Source organism: Sphingobacterium shayense (genome assembly GCF_013179575.1).
GTDB classification, from domain to species: Bacteria; Bacteroidota; Bacteroidia; order Sphingobacteriales; family Sphingobacteriaceae; genus Sphingobacterium; species Sphingobacterium shayense.
In genome coordinates this window covers 1-20,096 of sequence record NZ_JABMCQ010000068.1, presented here as the reverse complement: position 1 = coordinate 20,096, position 20,096 = coordinate 1, and the positions used below count along the sequence as shown (strand labels likewise).

At 40.6% G+C, this 20,096-nt stretch carries 16 protein-coding genes and 1 pseudogene; 5 read left to right on the top strand and 12 right to left on the bottom strand.

What is annotated here, in order from left to right:
• Positions 1-120: 120 nt before the first annotated feature.
• Both HP439_RS09920 and HP439_RS09915 read right to left on the bottom strand, forming a co-directional pair.
• Positions 121-594, bottom strand: coding sequence for a hypothetical protein (locus tag HP439_RS09920; RefSeq protein ID WP_172390179.1), 474 nt, complete (start codon positions 592-594; stop codon positions 121-123).
• A 112-nt stretch (positions 595-706) separates the two neighbouring features.
• On the bottom strand, positions 707-1,180 hold the full coding sequence (locus tag HP439_RS09915; protein ID WP_172390178.1) for a DUF4293 domain-containing protein: 474 nt from the start codon (positions 1,178-1,180) through the stop codon (positions 707-709).
• Positions 1,181-1,329: 149 nt separating this feature from the next.
• On the opposite strand from HP439_RS09915, the gene truA reads away from it, so the two are divergent.
• Both truA and HP439_RS09905 read left to right on the top strand, forming a co-directional pair.
• A complete protein-coding gene (gene truA / locus HP439_RS09910; RefSeq protein ID WP_216657816.1) occupies positions 1,330-2,100 on the top strand; it encodes a tRNA pseudouridine(38-40) synthase TruA in 771 nt (256 codons plus the stop codon).
• A complete protein-coding gene (locus HP439_RS09905) occupies positions 2,097-3,860 on the top strand; it encodes an ABC transporter ATP-binding protein (protein WP_246229324.1) in 1,764 nt (587 codons plus the stop codon). Before truA ends, HP439_RS09905 begins: the two co-directional genes overlap by 4 nt.
• A 103-nt stretch (positions 3,861-3,963) precedes the next feature.
• Here HP439_RS09905 and HP439_RS09900 read toward each other — a convergent pair whose 3' ends face one another.
• Positions 3,964-6,081, bottom strand: coding sequence for a M3 family metallopeptidase (locus HP439_RS09900; protein WP_172390177.1), 2,118 nt, complete (start codon positions 6,079-6,081; stop codon positions 3,964-3,966).
• A 283-nt stretch (positions 6,082-6,364) separates the two neighbouring features.
• Here HP439_RS09900 and HP439_RS09895 point away from each other — a divergent pair, with 283 nt between their 5' ends.
• The gene (locus tag HP439_RS09895) at positions 6,365-7,111 is read left to right on the top strand and encodes an aspartate/glutamate racemase family protein (protein WP_172390176.1); all 747 of its coding nucleotides are present in this window, start codon (positions 6,365-6,367) and stop codon (positions 7,109-7,111) included.
• A 23-nt stretch (positions 7,112-7,134) separates the two neighbouring features.
• Here the strand turns inward: HP439_RS09895 and HP439_RS09890 are convergent, their stop codons facing one another.
• The 5 genes from HP439_RS09890 to HP439_RS09870 all read right to left on the bottom strand — a co-directional run bounded on the left by HP439_RS09890 (position 7,135) and on the right by HP439_RS09870 (position 12,567).
• Positions 7,135-7,476 carry a Rieske (2Fe-2S) protein gene (locus HP439_RS09890; RefSeq protein WP_172390175.1) on the bottom strand — a complete coding sequence of 114 codons (342 nt, stop codon included), beginning with the start codon at positions 7,474-7,476 and terminating at the stop codon, positions 7,135-7,137.
• Positions 7,477-7,641: 165 nt separating this feature from the next.
• Entirely contained in the window at positions 7,642-9,447 is a 1,806-nt protein-coding gene (gene typA / locus HP439_RS09885; protein WP_172390174.1) for a translational GTPase TypA, read from the bottom strand.
• A 77-nt stretch (positions 9,448-9,524) separates the two neighbouring features.
• Positions 9,525-10,715 (bottom strand): glycine C-acetyltransferase, encoded by a 1,191-nt coding sequence (gene kbl / locus HP439_RS09880; RefSeq protein ID WP_172390173.1) that lies wholly within the window; start codon positions 10,713-10,715, stop codon positions 9,525-9,527.
• A 114-nt stretch (positions 10,716-10,829) separates the two neighbouring features.
• Positions 10,830-12,077 (bottom strand): ABC transporter permease, encoded by a 1,248-nt coding sequence (locus HP439_RS09875; RefSeq protein WP_172390172.1) that lies wholly within the window; start codon positions 12,075-12,077, stop codon positions 10,830-10,832.
• 76 nt (positions 12,078-12,153) lie between these two features.
• The gene (locus HP439_RS09870; RefSeq protein ID WP_172390171.1) at positions 12,154-12,567 is read right to left on the bottom strand and encodes a DUF2147 domain-containing protein; all 414 of its coding nucleotides are present in this window, start codon (positions 12,565-12,567) and stop codon (positions 12,154-12,156) included.
• 248 nt (positions 12,568-12,815) lie between these two features.
• Between HP439_RS09870 and HP439_RS09865 the strand changes: the two genes are divergently transcribed.
• Positions 12,816-13,163, top strand: coding sequence for a phage holin family protein (locus tag HP439_RS09865; protein WP_172390170.1), 348 nt, complete (start codon positions 12,816-12,818; stop codon positions 13,161-13,163).
• A gap of 136 nt (positions 13,164-13,299) precedes the next feature.
• Here HP439_RS09865 and HP439_RS09860 read toward each other — a convergent pair whose 3' ends face one another.
• From HP439_RS09860 to HP439_RS09850, 3 genes are all read right to left on the bottom strand, one after another.
• On the bottom strand, positions 13,300-14,748 hold the full coding sequence (locus HP439_RS09860; RefSeq protein ID WP_172390169.1) for a PepSY-associated TM helix domain-containing protein: 1,449 nt from the start codon (positions 14,746-14,748) through the stop codon (positions 13,300-13,302).
• Positions 14,749-14,835: 87 nt separating this feature from the next.
• On the bottom strand, positions 14,836-16,203 hold the full coding sequence (locus HP439_RS09855; RefSeq protein WP_172390168.1) for a hypothetical protein: 1,368 nt from the start codon (positions 16,201-16,203) through the stop codon (positions 14,836-14,838).
• 10 nt (positions 16,204-16,213) lie between these two features.
• Positions 16,214-18,634: a TonB-dependent receptor gene (locus tag HP439_RS09850; RefSeq protein ID WP_172390167.1), complete on the bottom strand. Its 2,421-nt coding sequence runs from the start codon at positions 18,632-18,634 to the stop codon at positions 16,214-16,216.
• A gap of 82 nt (positions 18,635-18,716) precedes the next feature.
• Here HP439_RS09850 and HP439_RS09845 point away from each other — a divergent pair, with 82 nt between their 5' ends.
• Entirely contained in the window at positions 18,717-19,628 is a 912-nt protein-coding gene (locus HP439_RS09845; protein ID WP_172390166.1) for a helix-turn-helix transcriptional regulator, read from the top strand.
• Between the two features lie 57 nt (positions 19,629-19,685).
• On the opposite strand, the pseudogene HP439_RS09840 reads toward HP439_RS09845, so the two are convergent.
• A pseudogene (locus tag HP439_RS09840) lies at positions 19,686-20,096 on the bottom strand (hypothetical protein); the annotation flags it as partial.

Below are 20,096 nucleotides of genomic sequence, written 5' to 3'. Positions count from 1 at the left end.
GATGGACAAACAGCAATTTAGATACTCAAGATAACAACTTAATAGAAAAAACGGCTTACCACTTTTCGTAGTAAGCCGTTTTTTTATGTCATCCTAGCTCCGTTAGATCGAAGGGAACTGTTAATTCTCCAGTTGAGTGGGCATTAAGTTCACTTGATGGGTGATATACTTTCCCACTTCGTTACTATCTTCAAATACCACGTTAAGTTTACTAGCCGCTTTTTCGCCCCAGCCCGCTATTTTTAAAGTAAAGGGAACGGGCTCATTCTCTTCAATCAAATAATGCAGATAGTTTTGACGGTCCCCAATCTTTACTAGAACACGTCCCATCTGTATAGACCAGAATAAATGAGCCCCACCGGTGTCATCTACAAGCTGTGTTGCAAACGTATTCAACTTAAACTCACGCGGATCTACCTGATAGGAAATCAGAAAAAGCTCTACCGTGAGCGTGTCGCTATGAGAATCCAACGTGACCGACTTCACATCGACTTGAATATCGTCCGTAATATTAACCGTGCTATCCTGTTGGCCAAATGCTTGGCCATTAATCGCTAAGAATAGCATGCAAAAGAAAAAAAGAAATTTATTCATATACCCAATTAGCAAATCAGCAACCATCAACTCACTCCGCGTGAAGAAGGCTACTCCAGAGCGTGCTTCTAATAAAGAACACCATTAAGCAACCAAGAATCGCTTTGTTTATTTAGCGCAAACGATCAGCCGATTTTATGAGTTTCTCATCTTTACGTATTCCGCCAATTGCCATAGCCAGTAATATTACAGCAACTGGCAACAAGAAAAATCCGACACCAATATTGCCCGCTTGTATTGTCTGAGAAATCCCCGCAAGTTTTGACGCCGCATTGGAAAACATCCACACCCCTAATACTATAATCAGTACAATAATCAAACCAATCAACTTGATCTGGTTTTTTCTATTTTTAAACTGGAAAATAGCTATTAACGGAAGTAGCGCCACGAATCCAGACACCAGGGCGAGCATAACGCTACTCGTCTCCCTTACAGATTCGTTATTCACAGAAGAGAAGGTTCCGGTAACCAATATTCTTTTACCTAAACCTACTAAATCGATGAAGTTCACATAAGGAAAAACAAAAAGCCCGAATAAAACGAAAGAAGCTAAAAAAAGCCAGACGGTTTGTATACGTTGAATCATGATGGTATGTTATATCAATAATAGTTCAAACAACAAAGTAAGCAATTTGATTGCGTGATTCAAAAGAATTAATTCCTAATCCGATCATAAGAATCACACGGATACTATTAACTTTACAAACAGCTTACACGAGTTTTCATTAGATTTGTATGGTGAAAGATACATTACAACGTTTTTTTCTTGAGATTGCATACGATGGTACAGCATATCATGGCTGGCAGATACAAAACAATGCGATTTCTGTCCAGCAGCGCTTAAACGATGCTCTCCAAACATTACTCCGTGAGCCGATAGAAACGACGGGCGCAGGGCGTACAGATACTGGAGTGCATGCTAAACAACTTTATGTACATATGGATGCCTTTGAACAACAAATTAAAAATCGAGAGCGTTTCGTACATTCTTTAAATTCTCTGCTTCCCCCAGACATCTCTGTTAAGCGAATGATCAATGTTCATCGCGAAGCTCACGCTCGTTTTGATGCAACGGAACGATCTTATGAATACCACATTCATTTTTCCAAAGACCCTTTTTTAATACACCGTTCTTGGCAACTAAGAGATCAGCCTCAGGTAGATCGAATGAACAAGGCCGCGGAATTTTTACTCGGAACGCAGGATTTTAGCTGTTTTTCTAAGTCCAATACACAGGTGTTTACAAACATCTGTACGGTGACACAAGCTCTGTGGGAAAAAACCGACGTGGGTTACATCTTTCACATAACCGCCGATCGATTCTTGCGAAACATGGTACGCGCCACAGTCGGGACGTTACTCGAAATTGGTATAAAAAACAAGCCTCCAGAATTCATTAACGAGGTTATAATTAGTAAGAACAGAGCGAATGCGGGTACATCCGTCCCTGCCCATGCATTATATTTAACCAGAGTTGTTTACCCTTATATAAACGATAAACATTGAGTGATCAAAAGATAACAGGAAAGACTTACGACAACCAGCTCCTGGGGAGAATGGTAAAGTACATGAAACCGTATAATGGGGTGTTCTGGGCATCAGTGATATTAACCATACTATTAGCAGCTGTGGCTCCCGCTTTGCCACTTTTAATTGAATATACGTTAGACAACTATATTCTATCTCCCGACTCGACTGGGTTGACTTGGATGCTAATCTCTATGATCATCTTACTTATTATTCAGACCGTCGTACGTTATTACCACACCTTAACGACCAACACGCTAGGGCAAAACGTTATTCGCGATATTCGTATTCAAGTATTCAATCATATAACCCAGCTTCGACTAAAATATTTTGACAATACGCCAATAGGAAAGTTAATCACTAGGACGATTTCCGATTTAGAGACAATCTCAAATATTTTTTCACAGGGCCTCATACAAATAATAGGCGACTTGTTGCAGTTGGTCGTAATAATCGGCGTTATGTTTTACACCGATTGGAAGTTGACGCTCATAGTATTGATTCCGATGCCACTTATGATATGGGCAACCTATATTTTCAAGGAAGCTATGAAGTCTGCTTTTATAGACGTTCGCAATTGGGTCTCAAACCTAAACACCTTTTTACAGGAACATATCAGCGGAATGGCAATCATCCAGTATTTTTCACGGGATGTGCAAGAAATGAGGAAATTCAATAAAATAAATGCGAAACATCGTGATGCCCATATCCGCGCAAATTGGTATTTCTCTATTTTCTTTCCTGTACTTGAGATTATTGTTGCGGTTGCTACCGGACTATTAGTATGGTATGGGTCAAAACAGATACTAGCTAATGAAATTTCTGCCGGTGTCGTTGTAGCTTTTTTGATGTATATCAACATGATCTTCAGACCTATCCGTGAGCTTATTGACAAATTTAATACTTTGCAAATGGGAATGGTGTCTGCGGAACGTATCTTCGAAGTACTTGATACAGACGAATTCACACCGAACAACGGCGTAAAAACACTTGATGTTGTACGTGGAGAAATAGCCTTTGAAAATGTCTGGCTCGCTTATAATGAACAAAACTGGGTATTAAAAGACGTTACCTTTCATGTTAAACCCGGAGAAACACTTGCGTTAGTCGGAGCAACCGGAGCAGGAAAATCCTCAACAATCAATATCCTAAGCCGTTTTTATGAAATCCAAAAAGGGGCAATACTACTAGACGGAATTGACATTCGTGAGTATGATCTCGACTTTTTGCGTAGTCATATCGCGACGGTACTCCAGGACGTCTTCTTATTTTCGGACACAATTTTCAACAATATCACCCTCCATAATCCCACAATTACCAAGGAAGAGGTTATTGAGGCGGCAAAAAAAGTTGGCGCATATGATTTCATCATGAAACTTCCTGGAGGATTTGATTACCCGGTACAAGAACGAGGAGCGACCCTATCAGCCGGACAAGCCCAGCTCGTGTCATTTATACGAGCGCTAGTATATAATCCTACGATCCTCATCTTGGATGAAGCAACTTCATCAATTGACACAGAGACGGAAATAATGATACAACAAGCGATCGATCAGATGATGACCGGTCGCACAGCTATTGTTATTGCCCACCGTTTATCGACGATACAGAAGGCAGATAAAATCGTCGTTTTCGATAAGGGGGAAATAAAAGAAATTGGCACGCACAGCGAACTCCTTGCTAAGGAAGGATATTACAAAAGTTTGTACGATTTGCAGTTTAACTCTATCGGCATTTAGTCTTAGACGCTGAAACACACGCTCGCAAAAACTAAGCGAACAAAAAAACCTCAATTGCATCTGTATTGCCATTGAGGTTTTTGGGTATCGTTCTTAGCCGAAGCTAGTTTAGACCACGTTTTTTCATTAAATAAATCGGATCTGGGTCGGCACCTCTAAATTGTCGGTACATTTCAGCAGGATTTCCAGTACCACCACGCTCCAAGATATTTCGGCGAAATGAGGCAGCTGTTCCTTGATCGTACAATGATTTCTCTTTGAATGCGGCAAAGGCATCTGAATCTAAAACCTCGGACCAGATGTATGCGTAGTAACCGGCAGAGTATCCACCCGAGAAGATATGTTGGAAATAGGTACTTCTATAACGAGGTATAATCGCATCAATTAAGCCGATTTTCTTCATCGCAGCTTTCTCAAATGCATTAATATCGGTCGTAATGGGGCTTGTTGCAGCGTGATAATTTAAATCTAGCAGTGAAGCCGCTAAATACTCGACCGTTGCAAATCCTTGATCAAAGGTTCCCGCTTTCTCTAATTTATTTATTAACGAATCCGGTATAGCTTCTTTTGTTTTATAATGTTTTGCGTAGGATTTCAAAACTTCTGGATCCGCAGCCCAATTTTCCATAATCTGTGAAGGAAGTTCGACGAAATCACGTGAAACAGAAGTCCCAGCTAAGCTACGATATCTTACATTTGATAATAATCCGTGTAACGCATGACCAAACTCATGGAAGAGCGTGGTCGCTTCATCAAACGTCAATAATGCAGGCTGATCCCCTACAGGTTTAGTAAAGTTACAAACGATTGAAATAACTGGAGCGACACGCTCCCCTCCTTTATACCCTTGCGAACGATAAGATGTCATCCAGGCACCACTCCGTTTAGACTCTCTTGGAAAGAAATCGGCGTATAGGAGCCCTAAATGAGATCCATTTTTGTCTTTTACTTCGTAAACTTCAACTTCAGGATGATAAACTGGTACATTGTTTAATGCAATAAAAGTCAACCCATATAGTTTCCTCGCGGTTGAAAACGCGCCCTCACGAACAGCCGCAAGGCTAAAATAAGGTTTAATCTCTTCTTCATCCAATGCGAAACGAGATTTACGAATTTTCTCTTGATAATATCTCCAATCATATGGGGCTACCTGAAAGGTATCTTTTGCGGCGTCAATTTCTTTTTGAATATCAGCAGCTTCGACCTTAGCTTTTGCTAATGCTGGTGTCCATATCTTGTTAAGTAATGCGTAAACATTTGCTGGTTTTTCCGCCATAGATTCTTCGAGAACATAGGCTGCGTGAGATGCGTATCCCAACAAATTAGCTTTGGCTAGACGAAGATTAGCGATCTTCTTAAGGGTTTCCTTGTTATCATTATCATTTCCATTGCTTCCTCGACTTTGATAAGCCTCCCAAATTGTCTTTCTTAACGCTCTGTTATCCGCATATTGAAGGAATGGCATCACGGACGGGTTTTTTAAAGTGAAAACCCATTTCCCTGTTTTCTTTCTTGCTTCGGCCTCATTTGCCGCCGCTATCTTCAAAGCTTCAGGTAAACCGGACAAATCTTCTTCCTTATCAACAACCAACTCAAAAGCATTGGTCTCTGCTAATGAATTTTGTCCGAATGCAGTAGTTAATACAGAAAGCTCTGCATTAATTTTCTTCAACTTCTCTTTATCTTCTGCAGAGAGATTCGCTCCGGAACGAACGAAGCCTTTGTATGTTTCTTCAAGTAACTTAGCGTCTTCGATATCCAAGTTTAGTTTTGTTCTGCTAGCATAAACTGTCTTCACGCGGGAAAAAAGATCTGCGTTAAGTGCAATCTCATCTCTATGTGCTGAAAGTTTTGGTGCTAAATCTTTATCGATTGCCTGAATAGAGTCATTTGTATTTGCTGAATTAAGATTATTAAATACACGAGAAACATTGCCTAATAATATTCCCGCATTTTCCAGTGCAACGATAGTGTTTTGAAAAGTTGGATCGTCTTGGTTATCTACAATCGAATCGATTTCTAAATTATGCTTCCTTAACGCCTCTTTAAATGCGGGGCGGAAATGTTCATCTTTAATTTTATCGAATGGAGGTACCTCAAAAGGAGTGTCATAATTTAACAGAAGTGGATTATCGGTAAGCGTTTCGTTTTCTTGAGCTTGACAGCCAACCACGACGGCTGCGACAACTAAACAAAAGGGTAAGAATTTCTTTTTATTCATCAGACTGTTTAAAAATTTCTTTCAAAGATAGTGATAAATGTATATATAAAACGTATTAATACCACTACAAGTGACCTTCGGCTATAAGATGCCCTCCTTTCAAAACCTAACCGCCATTATAAAAAAGATATATACCTACTCTAATTACCGAAGACCAGGAATGTTGTAGCACATCGCCCTCCCTACTAAATTTATCGAAGCATAAATCTAGCTTGGCGCCATTTTTGAACATTCACTCGTGGTAAATTAAAAGTACGGCTGATTTAAACATAGAAAAAGAGACATGGTAGGTATCGTAGGTGGTGTCGGTCCTCTCGCCGGACTCGACGTCTTAACAAAAATCATAGAAGAAACTAAAGCACGGTCGGATCACGAACACATTCCGGTAGTGCTTTCTTCCCAACCGCAGCGAATCGCGGACAGAACCGCGTATCTTTTAGGGCAAACAACTCAAAACCCCGCTCGCGGAATTGTCGAAATCATCCGGCAGTTAGAAAGTATTGGTGCCACCGTTGTTGCTATCCCATGTCACGCGGCGCATGCCCCCCAAATTTTTAATATCATTTTAGAAGAATTAGAAAGAGTGAATAGCCAGGTAAAGATCTTACACATGATCCAAGAGACCGTGAAATTCATCAAAGAGCACCTCAGCCACACCAAAATAGGCGTCCTTTCGGCGACCGGAACGGGTAGTATAGATCATTTTGCAAGCCTTTTCCAACAATATGATTTAACAGCAATAACCCCTAGCATAGAATTACAAGAACGCGTTCAAGCCTGTATATATGACACAACATACGGCATAAAGGCGGTTTCCTCACCGGTTAGCAATCGAGCAAGGCAAGAACTATTGACATTCATAACCCAACTCAAAAAAGATGGAGCGCAAGCCGTTATATTAGGCGAGGTTGAATTTCCACTTGCAATTCACGATAAAGAGAGCGCTGGAATCCCAATCATCGATCCGAATCGCGTGTTAGCACGTGCATTAATCAACGCTATTGAGCCCGATAAACTGCGCGAAATATAGATATAAAGACGTAATTACCGAGGTTAGGAGAAGAGCTGCTTCCACCATGATGTTTTAATTCCTACGCATGGCTTTCCTTGGATGATTTGAATTGGAAAGACAGGGATGAAATTCCCTTGTCCTAAATCGCCTTTACCCGATACTAAATCAAACTGATGTCGATGTACGGGACAAACAAGCTTTCCTCGTTCACACCAACCCCGAGATAAATCCGCACCAGCATGTGGACACCGTGCTCCAGTGGCATACACTTGTCCTCCTTGATCGATGATGCACATCGTGCGCCCTTCAATATGGATCTTCTTAATTTCACCATCTTTCGGCAACGTTCCGACGGGAAACCAACGCAATTTGTCCGCAGCCATACTATTTTCAAAATAAATACAGGATGAATATAAGAAAGAAAACTGAGATTCAACGAGATGAAAAACCGAAAACTGGAACATCAATTTCCAAACAAATAAAACATAAAAAAACCTGACAATATAGATCGTCAGGTTTTTTTACGTTTTATTTAGCTCAACGAAAAACTATTGAAATTTTTTCGAATTAATCTTTCTATCACCCTCTTTTAAATAGATCTTACGGAGACGCATCGATTGCGGAGTAACCTCAATGTATTCATCAGCTTGGATATATTCCATACATTCCTCTAAAGAAAACTTGATCGCTGGAGCGATACGCGTATTATCATCTGATCCAGAAGCACGCATATTTGTCAGCTGCTTTCCTTTTGTAACGTTGATTGTTAAATCGTTATCGCGAATATGCTCTCCCAAAATCTGTCCTTCATAGATTTCGACGCCTGGATCCACGAAGAAACGACCACGATCTTGAAGTTTGTCAATCGAGTAAGCAGTAGTTGAACCGGTATCAAGAGAAATTAGTACCCCCGCCAAACGGCCAGGAATCGTGCCTTTCCATGGTTCAAATCCTTTTAAACGGTGAGCCATTACAGCCTCGCCTGCAGTTGCTGTTAATACGTTGTTACGTAAACCGATGATACCACGAGAAGGGATTGAAAATTCCAAATGCTGCATATCACCCTTAGTTTCCATAATTAATAACTCTCCTTTACGTTGAGTCACTAATTCGATCACTTTTCCTGAAACCTCAGCAGGAACGTCAACAACAAGCTCCTCGATAGGCTCACTCTTCACACCATCAATCTCCTTAACAATTACCTGTGGCTGACCAACTTGTAATTCATAGCCCTCACGACGCATCGTTTCGATTAACACGGACAAATGAAGAATACCACGTCCATATACTAGCCATGCATCTGGTGAATCTGTAGGAACAACACGCAGGGCAAGATTTTTTTCTAATTCTTTTTGTAGGCGGTCATAAATATGACGTGAGGTAACAAATTTTCCTTCCTTCCCAAAGAATGGTGAGTTGTTAATTGTAAACAACATGTTCATTGTTGGCTCATCGATATGCATCACCTCCAATTGTTCGGGGTTTTCGAAATCTGCAATTGTGTCACCAATATCAAATCCATCAATACCAACTACAGCACAAATATCGCCAGCAACAACTTCAGACACTTTAATACGCCCTAAACCTTCAAATACTTGAAGTTCTTTTACACGTGACTTAACAATTTTTCCGTCGCGTTTTACTAACGAAATCGGTTGATTCTCCCTAATGACACCACGTGCAACACGTCCAATCGCGATACGACCAACAAATGTTGAGTAATCTAAGGACGTAACCTGCATTTGCAATGTTCCTTCAGAAATTGCAGGTGCTGGAATATGCTCTAAAATCGCGTCTAGTAGACTAGTAAAATCCGTTGTTGGTTGTTTCCAATCTGTTGACATCCATCCTTGTTTAGACGAACCATACAACACAGGAAAATCCAATTGGTCTTCGCTAGCTCCTAAACTAAAGAATAAATCGAAAACCTGCTCGTAAACCTCTTCAGGACGACAGTTTTCCTTGTCAACCTTATTGACAACAACAATCGGCTTAATACCAAGCGCCAAAGCTTTACCCGTCACAAAACGTGTTTGTGGCATTGGTCCTTCAAAAGCATCTACTAATAACACAACTCCGTCTGCCATCTTCAACACACGTTCCACCTCACCACCGAAGTCGGCGTGACCAGGAGTATCAATGATATTTATCTTTGTGTCCTTATATTTTACAGACACATTCTTGGAAACGATGGTGATACCACGCTCACGCTCCAAATCATTGTTGTCTAAGATAAGATCACCTGCATTCTCGTTTTCGCGAAACTGGTTGGTGAAATATAAGATTTTATCAACTAGGGTAGTCTTACCGTGGTCAACGTGTGCGATGATCGCAATATTTCTGATATTTTGCATTGAGCGTTACTGTATTATAAAAAATTCGAGGTGCAAAGATAATTAATTTGCACCTCAATTTTTTATTTTTTATGTTATTATTTTATTACCCCTAGCGCTTTACCTACTTTAGTGAAGGCTGCAATGGCACTATCAAGATGCTGAATTTCGTGCCCCGCGGATATTTGAACCCTGATTCTCGCTTTCCCCTGAGGTACAACAGGATAGTAAAATCCGATGACATAAATTCCTTCATCAAGCATTTTACTGGCGAACTGTTGTGCTAATTTTGCGTCGTAAAGCATGACTGGCACAATTGGATGAAACCCTGGTTTTATATCAAAGCCTACAGCAGTCATCTTCTCTCTGAAATATTTAGTGTTATTTTCTAATTTATCACGAAGATCTGTAGTCTCACTAAGCATGTTTAATACCGCCACAGAAGCGCCGGCAATAGCTGGGGCTAACGTATTGGAAAATAAATATGGCCGTGACCGCTGGCGTAACATATCAATAATTTCTTTCCGTCCTGAAGTGAAACCGCCCGAGGCTCCTCCTAAAGCCTTACCTAGGGTACCTGTTATAATATCTACTCGATCAATTACGTCAAAAAGCTCGTGGGTACCACGACCCGTTTTACCAATAAAGCCTGAACAGTGAGATTCGTCAATCATCACTAAAGCTTCGTACTTATCTGCTAAATCACAAATCTTATCCAAAGGAGCTATTGATCCATCCATAGAAAATGCGCCGTCGGTAACGATCATACGATGGCGAGCACCTGAGGCTGCTTTCAATTGTGCCTCCAAATCCTCCATGTCACAGTTCCTGTAGCGAAACCGCTGTGCTTTACACAGACGGACGCCGTCAATTATCGATGCGTGATTCAATTCATCAGATATAATCGCATCTTCTGCTCCTAAAAGAGGTTCAAATACCCCTCCGTTCGCATCAAATGCTGCAGCGTATAAAATAGTATCTTCGGTTCCTAAAAAAGAAGATAACCTAGCCTCAAGTTCTTTATGAATATCTTGCGTACCACAAATAAAACGTACAGACGACATACCGTAACCGTGTGAATCGATCGCTTGTTTGGCTGCTTCAATAACTTTCGGATGGGAGGATAACCCTAGGTAATTGTTCGCACAAAAGTTAATTACTTCCTGCCCAGTGCTCACTTTAATATCGGCAGCTTGCGGAGTAACAATAATGCGTTCTTCCTTGTACAAACCAGCTTCTTTAATTGCAGCAAGTTCTTTTTCTAATGCGGGTTTCAATGTCTTGTACATTCTAAAAAAGTAAAATTTATAAATAAGTTTCTAATATTTCCGCCAAAGTGGAAACCTTGACACGAAGATAAGGGTATAATTTCATACCCATGCAAGAAATCGATTGCTCTATTTTTATTCGTACCGAAGCGCGTCAACGGGATCGAGTTTTGAAGCCTTAGAAGCTGGGTAATATCCCGACAACATGCCAACACCAACACAGACGCTAATCCCAAGAAACATCCAACGCCAAGGAATAATGAAATCAGCCCCCAATGCGAGTGCAAGAAGGTTACCTATCACAATTCCCAATACAATACCGGCGATACCACCAAGCACGCAGATTACAATCGCTTCCATTAGAAACTGCCTGCGGATAACCGATGGAGTAGCGCCGATCGCTTTTCGTACCCCAATTTCTCTAGTACGCTCGGTAACCGAGACAAGCATAATATTCATTAATCCAATAGAGGCGCCAACAAGGGTTATAAACGCTATAACGATGGCACCTGCAGTGACATAAGTTAAATTTTGCATTAGCATTTGCGCCACCGCGTCCGATTTTACAATTTCAAAATCATTGGTCTGTTTTGCGTTCAACCCACGAATCTTGCGAAAGGTAGCAATCGATTCGCCCTCAGCTGCGTCCATTTTAAAGGGATCTTGTGTCATTACGGTTATAGCATAAGAGGGATCGGCATTACTCATCATCGCCCTCCCCCTTGATAAAGGAACATAACAAGCTTTATCTGCTCCAAAACCAGCGCTAGACCCTTTGCTTTCCAGTACACCAACAACGGTAAACCGATTGCCTCCAAGGGTTATATTTTCGCCCACAGGATCTTTATTGCTTTTAAATAGCTTCGTTTTAACTTCTTGGCCAATTAGAACAACACTATTCGAATTTTCTACATCCTGCGCGGTAAGGTTTCGTCCGGTCGCTATCTTGTAGCCGGATGTTTGAAGGTAATTCTCATCCGCGCCAATTACACCGATATTTGGATTAGTCTTTTCAGATTTATATTTCGCAGTAGCTCCCCAGGTGACATTCACGTTTACCGACACGATCGCATTGAAATCAAAATTATCTTTAAAATCCAAAGCTTCTTGGTAAGTAATTGAAGAGAAAACTTTTGCTTTACTTCCTGATGATCCTATTTGTACATTTATACCCCGATTTCGAATATTGAACGAATTCGACCCCATCGACGAAAACGAATTCGTCAAAGAACTTTGGATGGCGTCAATGGACGTCAACACTCCAATCAATGCCATTATACCGATCGCAATAATCAACGCGGTAAGGAATGTCCTCAGTTTATTACTAACGATAGACTGTAGGGCGAGTTTTACATTCTCGATATAGGGCATGTTAACGGACATGGCAGTATAATTTCTACCAAGTTACGTTAAAAAACAAAAAGTAAAAACTTTTGACATCAATCATTCGGAAAGGACCTTATTTGACTCGACTCCAGGTTTCAGTTCGCCCCAACAAAGAAAAACCAATATACCCCCTGATATCCAGCTTATCTTGCCCTTTAAGTGTCATTTTACAACTATAAGTTTTTCCTGACTTGGGATCGTAAATCTCTCCCCCACTGTAGGTGTCTCCATCTTTAGCAAAATCGGTTAAAATTTCGAGCCCCTGAATTCTTCTGTTTTGCAGCTTTTTATCCGGATTTTTCGCATCTTTTTTATTGGTGTCCTTAATCCAATACAGCTTTCCAAAAAACGTATCCCCCTTTTTAAAAATTTCAATTCGTCCCTCTCCACTTGGATTTTGCCATTTACCAATAATCGGATCATCACTTTGTCCGTAGAGCCCCACAGCGATGAACATTGCACACACAATGATTGTTAGATGTTTCATAACACTTTTTTTTGTAAAAAAATGACGAACGTACGTTCGAATGTCTATAATTGTTAGCTAAATATACGCATATTTTTTTATGCTTGCATAGTAAATTGTATTCAAGCAGCTCTTTCTGTTGAGAAAGCATAACACAAAACACAAATCGCTTTGTATCAATCACGAGACAGAGGAAATCATCGCGCTTTTGGCATTTTTTTTGACTCGTTAATAATTAATACAAAATTCATTTTATTAAATGACTTATTATGAGATTTATTATTAGTTTGTTAATCACAGGAATTGTCGTTGCCTTAGCGGCGTATATTGTTCCAGGAGCTCAAGTCGCTGGTTTTGGCTGGGCCATTCTAACCGGATTGGTGATTGGTTTTGTAAATGCTATTGTCGGGGGAATCCTAAGGCTATTTACGTTTCCTTTAAACTGGCTAACGTTCGGTTTAGTTTCCTTCATTATCACAGTATTGATGATTATGCTTAGCGATAGTATAATGGGAAGCAAATTCGACGTCGACGGATTCTGGACCGCGGTGTTGTTCGCTGTTGTCGTCGCTGTAATTGAAATGATTGTAGGTAAAATTAGCGGAGAGAAAGAATAACGTCAAGTTTTCTGGAAATATAGGGGATTGTAACACGCTGATATTTCAATGCATCCGCTATCTCTGGGTTACATATTTTCTGAATAGGACTGAGAATATCTTCCCTTTATCAGGAAAGATATTCTCAGTTAAAAAATCATTTTTTCTTTCTTTTAAGAGGTTTCTTCATCTTATTAATCCAAATTAACACTCCTGTAATCGGTAATGAAGTTGCTACCAGACAGCCTATAAAATAAAGTATTTTAGAAAATTGTCCATATACATTGCCAACATGCAATGCCTTTATTGAAGAACCAATACGTTCACGTAAGGGCTTCTCGCGAAAGATATCAGATTCTAGTACTTCTCCAGTGTACTGATCTAAAATCAACTTATCACTGGCAGCGGGAGCGAAAAAGCCAACACGGTTTTTTGAGACGCTAATAGTTCCGACACTATCCGTAGCAAAATTAATTGTAATATCCCCATTATAGGGTAAAGCCTGATTTACAGCAAATACTGTTTCAGTTAGCGTGAGTGTTGCCTTTCCCGGAATAACTTGAGATAAAGGTTTGGCTTTTTCATTTTGCTCGACTTTTTGACTCGCATGCGTGCCCCAACTCTTCTGCCACCCCTCTCGATACCAGTCAAAGGACCAAAATGGGCCTGTAATCGCCATCAAGAACAGGACCACCCATGTGTATAGTCCAAGTGTATTATGAATATCGTGATTGATACGCTTCCAATTCCCTGACCATCTGATTTTCAATCCATTCTTCCACCCGCGGAGCTTTTTCGGAAACCAAATTATAAGACCGCTTACTACCCCCAACAAAAACAATAAAGTGGCAGTCCCAGAGATCCATGAACCCAATTTTCTATTTTCCACCCCGTCAAATATGGGGTTCTCAATTTCATTCAACATCAACCACCGGTGCAATGAAAACATTTTCTGCATAAACTCTGCGGTGCGGGTTTTAACCTCTGTTACGTCTCCGATCATCTCACCGGTATATGGATTAACCATCATTTGATTTAGCCGGCGACGTCCCCCTCCTTTTTTGGCTTCTTTAGGCGCGTCTGATTTCAACTGTGCTTTCTGTTCAGATTTGTCAGACTTTTCTGTTTGCCTGTCCTGTAATGTGACTTTTTCAGATCTTACTTTTACATTCTTATCAACTAAAGACCCTGAATGCTGCATTTGAGATCCTGCCGAATCGCGCTGCGCTAGCGCAACTAATGCACGCTGCTTATCACCACGTTTCTGCTCTCCCGACCCTTTTGCATCCTTTGCCGCTTTACTATAAAGAACACCGAAGGTTGTCGTTTTGGAAAAAGGCACGTTCACACCCCTTATTTCCCCCTGAATGCTTGTTTTTGCTAGAGCAAGAAGCGTGTCAAGTTGTAACGGTTCACCAGACGGTTCAACATTATAATATTCAGGGGAAGCAGCCTCTCTAATTTCCGTATTATAAACATAAATTGTTCCCGTAATACAGACAATAAATACTACTATTCCAGAAACTAACCCACCCCAAAGATGAATGTCATTGAAGAATTTCCGGACTCTTAACCAATTCCTATTCTCGCTTTTATTTTTGCTCATTTTATATCTGCTCCAACTATGCCAAAATCAGAGCGCTCATAATAAGCCTTCTCTGATTTTGATTTATACGGTATATCCAACGACTAATTAATACGCACCGATATAACGGTTTCCAACCTTATTAATTAATTTCGCGCCTTTTTGCACGGCTCCTGTCTTTTTGTTAAAAATATACAGGTATCCCTCGGTCTCTGTAGCAGAAACAACCGGAATATATACGAAATCTCCATTTAACCCAATATTCTGATGCTGACCAAAATCCAATTTAGATTCAATACCCCCGATATTCATTTTCGTCGCTGAATTGGAATTCAGGTCAATGCGGGCAACATATCCTCCTGTCCGCTTGCCTTCTACTTGCAGGCTGTAAATGACATAGCCGATACCCTCGCCCACATACCTCCAAGACTCGATATAGCTGCCGCTTACACCTAAAGCTGCATCCAGACTAAACACAAAATTTCCGTCATACTCATTCGTATTTTTATCTATACGTAAAATTTTAGATCCACCCGCTTTTTCTCCAGAGGTAGCTTGGTACACATGCCCATCGTCGCCCAAAAACATCATCCGACTTCGGTATCCATTGGTATTCCCACTGGTTTTCGTAGACGAAATCACTTTGGGGTTGGCTAAACTTGGATAGTCTACAACGAGCGTTCTCACTCCAGCATCGGGAGTTTCACTATCCCATTTAGGTTCCCCATCCACAATACTAAACAAGGAAGGATTAACTTTGCTTATACGACATCCGATAAATACTTTGTTCCCTGCTTGATTAATAATAGGAACATCAATGCGACCTACAGAGTAACCTGCAGCCTCATCTTCGGCCGATAAAGGAAAGGGAAATTCGGCCGTTTTTAAAATTTGAGGGTTGTTTAAATCTAATGCAACCAGATTCGCGTTCCCTCTCGTATATTTATAAACAAAATTTGGTGCCGTCCCCTCATAAACAGTTTTACTACCTATCAAATTTACGGCAATACCGATGCCCTCTTTCGCAATCACCCATCTTGGTGACTTACCTGCATACGGTTCAATATCCACCTCATCACCAGTATCTTGAAATTTATTTCCCCCTAATACCTGGTATTTATTAAAAATCCCTCCGTCATCACCGGTATATTGAATATTATATAAAAAATCTCCAGCTTCGGACGCTTGCAAGCGCGCTGTGCGTTCCGACTTAACGCCCATTCCATTTTTAAGCACATCTATAGTCGTTGCCGGATTGGCAGCCTCCTCAGCAGATACACTAAAAACCATTGTCCCAGCATTACCGTCTGCGGGATTGTCATTCCCCGGCTCGTCTAATGCCAAAGATAACGTCACCCAACGATCGGCGTCTACAATCGGATCTGTAGGGCCATCATTGTTTTCAGAACATCCCACGATGGCAAGGGAAGATAAAATAGCCATCCACGCGGCCCCCTTTATTAACTTCATTTTCATAATATATATTCTAAAATTTACTAATTGTATAATTTAATTTCAAATAAAATGCTCGTCCTGGCTTTTGTACGCCAAAATTATCATACACCTCGGCATTGAACATGTTTTTCCCATCTATACTTACCACCAATTTACCACTTGGTGGACGATAGCTTATTCCAAAATCATGCGTAAACTGGCTTGGTGTTGTGAACCATTCAGATTCTGGCCATACGGTTCTAAAAGGCGCAACATATCCCGTATTATAATGCAGGTTAAGAATAGATTTTTTTTGAAAAAGATTATTTATTCTATACTGCGCATTGCCATTCACATTAAAAAAGGGCTCATTTGGTATTTGGGCATTATAAAACCTGTTCTCTGTGCCGAACTGATCGTACTTCTCTTTCAAAAGCGCATTAAATTTCGAGAAGCTGACCATCACATTGAGTGCGTTCCCGTACAAGTAATTTATTTCAGCCTCAAACCCTCGAGACTGGGTTTTTCCCAGATTTACAAATTGGGACATCTCGATCTCATTTTCACTTAAATTTTCATTTACCTCAAGAGCCATTTTTTCCTTGCCGTTGCGCCAGAATGCGCTACCATATAACGATACACGATGCTTCCCGAATGAAAATCTTCCTAAGCGCATTCCTGCATTGATGTTTAGGTACTCCTCTGACCGCAAGCTGGAGTTTCCAACGATATTCTTCTCCGCTGCTCCATACAGCTGTTCTTCCGTAGGGTTAACGAACGTCCGCTCGGTAGAACCGATGAATACGACTTCAGGTAATATCGTATAAGCAACTGCTAATCCGTATCCAACGTTATTATCCTGATTTTTGATCTGATTATAGGCTATATTTGGTTCGCCATTTACGGATTCCACGAACGGTTTAACCTGCTTATTGTTTAATATACTGTATTTGCCAAAGACATTTGTTTTAAGTCTTTCATTGAGCGTGATCGCCTCATAGCTAGCGGAAAAAATATGTTGAGACACATCTGTAATAGTTTTTAACCGATCGTCGACGGGGTTTAGTAAATCTACATCATTACGATCGGTCATCTCGAATTTATGATTCATCGATACACGGTGATTCTTCGTAATGTTGTACGCCAGGTTGGTTCTTAGATTAGTGATTCTACGCGAAACATCGGTTATCGTTTTTTCCCCTTGTTGTCCTTGCCCTTCACCACGGTGCATAGGCTCTAAGTTATTGTCTAACCGAATATTTCCATCCCAGTTGTATTGCCAACCCACCGTATCTTGCAGATAGGTACCACGACTACTATAAATACCATTAAAATTCAGAGAGAGTCCTTCCAAGAAGAAATTGTCTTTGCGATAGTTCAGCATGAGCACATTCGCGTCGTATTCATTAAACCGGCCGACATATGGACGCCCCATGGTTTGACCATGAGGGATCTCATTATGTGTAAAAGAGCCATTGTAGCCGACAAAAAACTGATCCGCCCATTTCACATCAGTAAACCCGACTTCGAAACGACCGCCTAATGATTTATAACTATCGTTAAACCGTTTTGCTTTATAATAGCGCTCCACGCGTCCGTTTGGTTGATAAAACTTAGAAAACTTCCCCCAAGTCTCGTAGCTATTATCTGTATACGTATAAAAGCCGGATGCCCGAACGGTGAATCCTGATTTTTGATCACGAAACATTCCGCTTAGATCCGTCTGAAATGTGTTAAATGAACCATAAGAAACCGCCGCCGTTAAATTGCTGCGAGAGGCACTGTTTTTTAAAACAACATTGATCGCTCCTCCAACATAATCACCCGATAGATGAGATGGGAGCACCCCTTTGTACACCTCGATACGCTCAATCATAGCTGGAGGAATATTATTCAGATTAAACGACGAGCCATAGGTCGACAGCTCTAGACCATCAAGAAACAACCCTACGGTACTACCTGTCATTCCATTTAGATTATATTCAACAGCGGAACCTAAGCCTCCGTTTTGGCGTACGCGAACTCCAACGGAACGATCAAGTAATTCATTAGTCGTTAAATTCCGAAGAGCCGCTTCTTTCGTTTCAATTACAGCAACAGCAAAACCGCTTGTTTCTAACTCTCGCTTTTCAGTTTTAGCCGTAATATTAACTTCTTCAATATCAAGATCTCCCTTCCTGGATACTTCTAGGTCGTACATATGACTTGGCTGATTAATGGCGAGCGAAATTTCTTTGGTTAGAATTTCAATAGAACTAACCTTAAGCATTTGGTTCCCATAAGGCATTCTTTCGATTACAAAGGTACCATCCGACGAAGACATCGTCGCAATATCGGCACCCTTGACCGTAATCGTAGCTTGACCGATAGGTGTGCCATCCGCTAATTTCACAGCTCCCTTAATTTGTGAAAATTGTCCAAATAGCGGATTAAAACATGCCAGAAAAAAAAATACAAGAAACAGTTGCTTCATTATTTAGTGCTAATACGTTATCTTTGTCTTTAGAACAAGTCTAAATAAACGCTGCAAAACTAGAATTAATCTAAATAACAAAATGAAAGGTTTGGAAAATAAAACTTCACTTTCCGAAAATCACAACACAAAAAGCGCTGATCCGTGCTTCTACACGTTGCACACAAGTATGGACTACCTACTTATAGGAAAATCAGAAAAAATTAGACTAGAAATTCCATGTAATGGCTACCTAAATATCCTCCCTTATCAAATGCAGGCCGATCTATGGTATCTCGTAGATGAGGAAACGTTCAACGTTGAAAAGAGTCAAAATATCCTACAACAGGTACAGAAAGGTCAAAAACTATATATACCAGAGATACATCACGACAGCAGGTATGTCGTCGTCTTTATCGCCCAGCACACAGTCGTTGATATGTCTCTAAAAATTAACCAGAAACAGCTTGTCACAACGGAGAGTAGCCGCATTACGCTATTAAAAAAACGCGTTGTTGAACTTCAGGCCAGCAGTTATCTTTCTAAGAACATTCGAATACAAAGCCTCTTACTGGATTTACTAGCTTTCCAGCTTGAACTTATAGCTTCAAAAACCGATATCCCTTTGCATAACAACCTACTTGAAAAAGTCACTCAAGCACAAATATTAATTGAACACGATTTAACAAAAAGCTATACAATTAGTGAATTAGCCAAAGCAGTAGGGACAAACGAGCAATATTTAAAAATATATTTTAAGCGGCATCTAGGGAAAACTATTATGAACTACATCCTCGAGGTCAAGATGCTTTATGCCAAGAAACTGATATTAACAGGTGATTGTAGAATTGCCGACGTCGCCCAAATGACTGGTTATAAGCACGCTACTCATTTCAGCATGAGTTTTAAAAAATATTTTGGGGTACTGCCTACCGCTCTGCGTTCTTCGATTTGTTTGCTCTCTTTTAATAATATAGAAGTGTTGAACGCGATACATAACCTCCCGATCGGATAAAAAAATGCAGCCCGCGAAGTGCTAAGGCTGCATAATAAGCTTTTAAATAAATCCTACTTAATCGAATTTCCAACGTACAAATGCCTCAATTGCCTCGTAGTCAGCCAGCCCTAACTTATGGTATAATTCGGCAGTCTCACTCGTACGGTCTTCTGCACGAACCCAAAACTCTCGCGGATCGTCTCCAGGGAAAACCGGAACATCTTTTTGCGATTGGTGTTTAAAGATTGCAAGGCGTTTGCGTTTAACTTCTTGAGGAGAAAGCGGTACAGCCATCTCGATTTCGTGAATTGGATATTCATGCCATGCACCGCGGTATAACCATAGCCAACAATCTTTTGTCCATTCATCAGTTTTCGTTAGACGCTTTAACGCTTCAAATAGAATATCGAAACACACACGATGTGTTCCATGTGGATCTGCAAAATCACCCGCAGCAAAGACTTGGTGAGGTTGCACTTCGCGAAG

Bases quoted from the DNA above. Each gene is read 5' to 3' on its own strand.
- typA (WP_172390174.1), bottom strand. From the start codon at position 9,447: ATGCAAAATATCAGAAATATTGCGATCATCGCACACGTTGACCACGGT.
- kbl (WP_172390173.1), bottom strand. From the start codon at position 10,715: ATGTACAAGACATTGAAACCCGCATTAGAAAAAGAACTTGCTGCAATT.
- HP439_RS09850 (WP_172390167.1), bottom strand. From the start codon at position 18,634: ATGAAGCAACTGTTTCTTGTATTTTTTTTTCTGGCATGTTTTAATCCG.
- HP439_RS09895 (WP_172390176.1), top strand. From the start codon at position 6,365: ATGGTAGGTATCGTAGGTGGTGTCGGTCCTCTCGCCGGACTCGACGTC.
- HP439_RS09875 (WP_172390172.1), bottom strand. From the start codon at position 12,077: ATGTCCGTTAACATGCCCTATATCGAGAATGTAAAACTCGCCCTACAG.
- HP439_RS09865 (WP_172390170.1), top strand. From the start codon at position 12,816: ATGAGATTTATTATTAGTTTGTTAATCACAGGAATTGTCGTTGCCTTA.
- HP439_RS09920 (WP_172390179.1), bottom strand. From the start codon at position 594: ATGAATAAATTTCTTTTTTTCTTTTGCATGCTATTCTTAGCGATTAAT.
- HP439_RS09870 (WP_172390171.1), bottom strand. From the start codon at position 12,567: ATGAAACATCTAACAATCATTGTGTGTGCAATGTTCATCGCTGTGGGG.
- HP439_RS09915 (WP_172390178.1), bottom strand. From the start codon at position 1,180: ATGATTCAACGTATACAAACCGTCTGGCTTTTTTTAGCTTCTTTCGTT.
- HP439_RS09860 (WP_172390169.1), bottom strand. From the start codon at position 14,748: ATGAGCAAAAATAAAAGCGAGAATAGGAATTGGTTAAGAGTCCGGAAA.
- HP439_RS09855 (WP_172390168.1), bottom strand. From the start codon at position 16,203: ATGAAAATGAAGTTAATAAAGGGGGCCGCGTGGATGGCTATTTTATCT.
- HP439_RS09900 (WP_172390177.1), bottom strand. From the start codon at position 6,081: ATGAATAAAAAGAAATTCTTACCCTTTTGTTTAGTTGTCGCAGCCGTC.
- HP439_RS09845 (WP_172390166.1), top strand. From the start codon at position 18,717: ATGAAAGGTTTGGAAAATAAAACTTCACTTTCCGAAAATCACAACACA.
- truA (WP_216657816.1), top strand. From the start codon at position 1,330: ATGGTGAAAGATACATTACAACGTTTTTTTCTTGAGATTGCATACGAT.
- HP439_RS09890 (WP_172390175.1), bottom strand. From the start codon at position 7,476: ATGGCTGCGGACAAATTGCGTTGGTTTCCCGTCGGAACGTTGCCGAAA.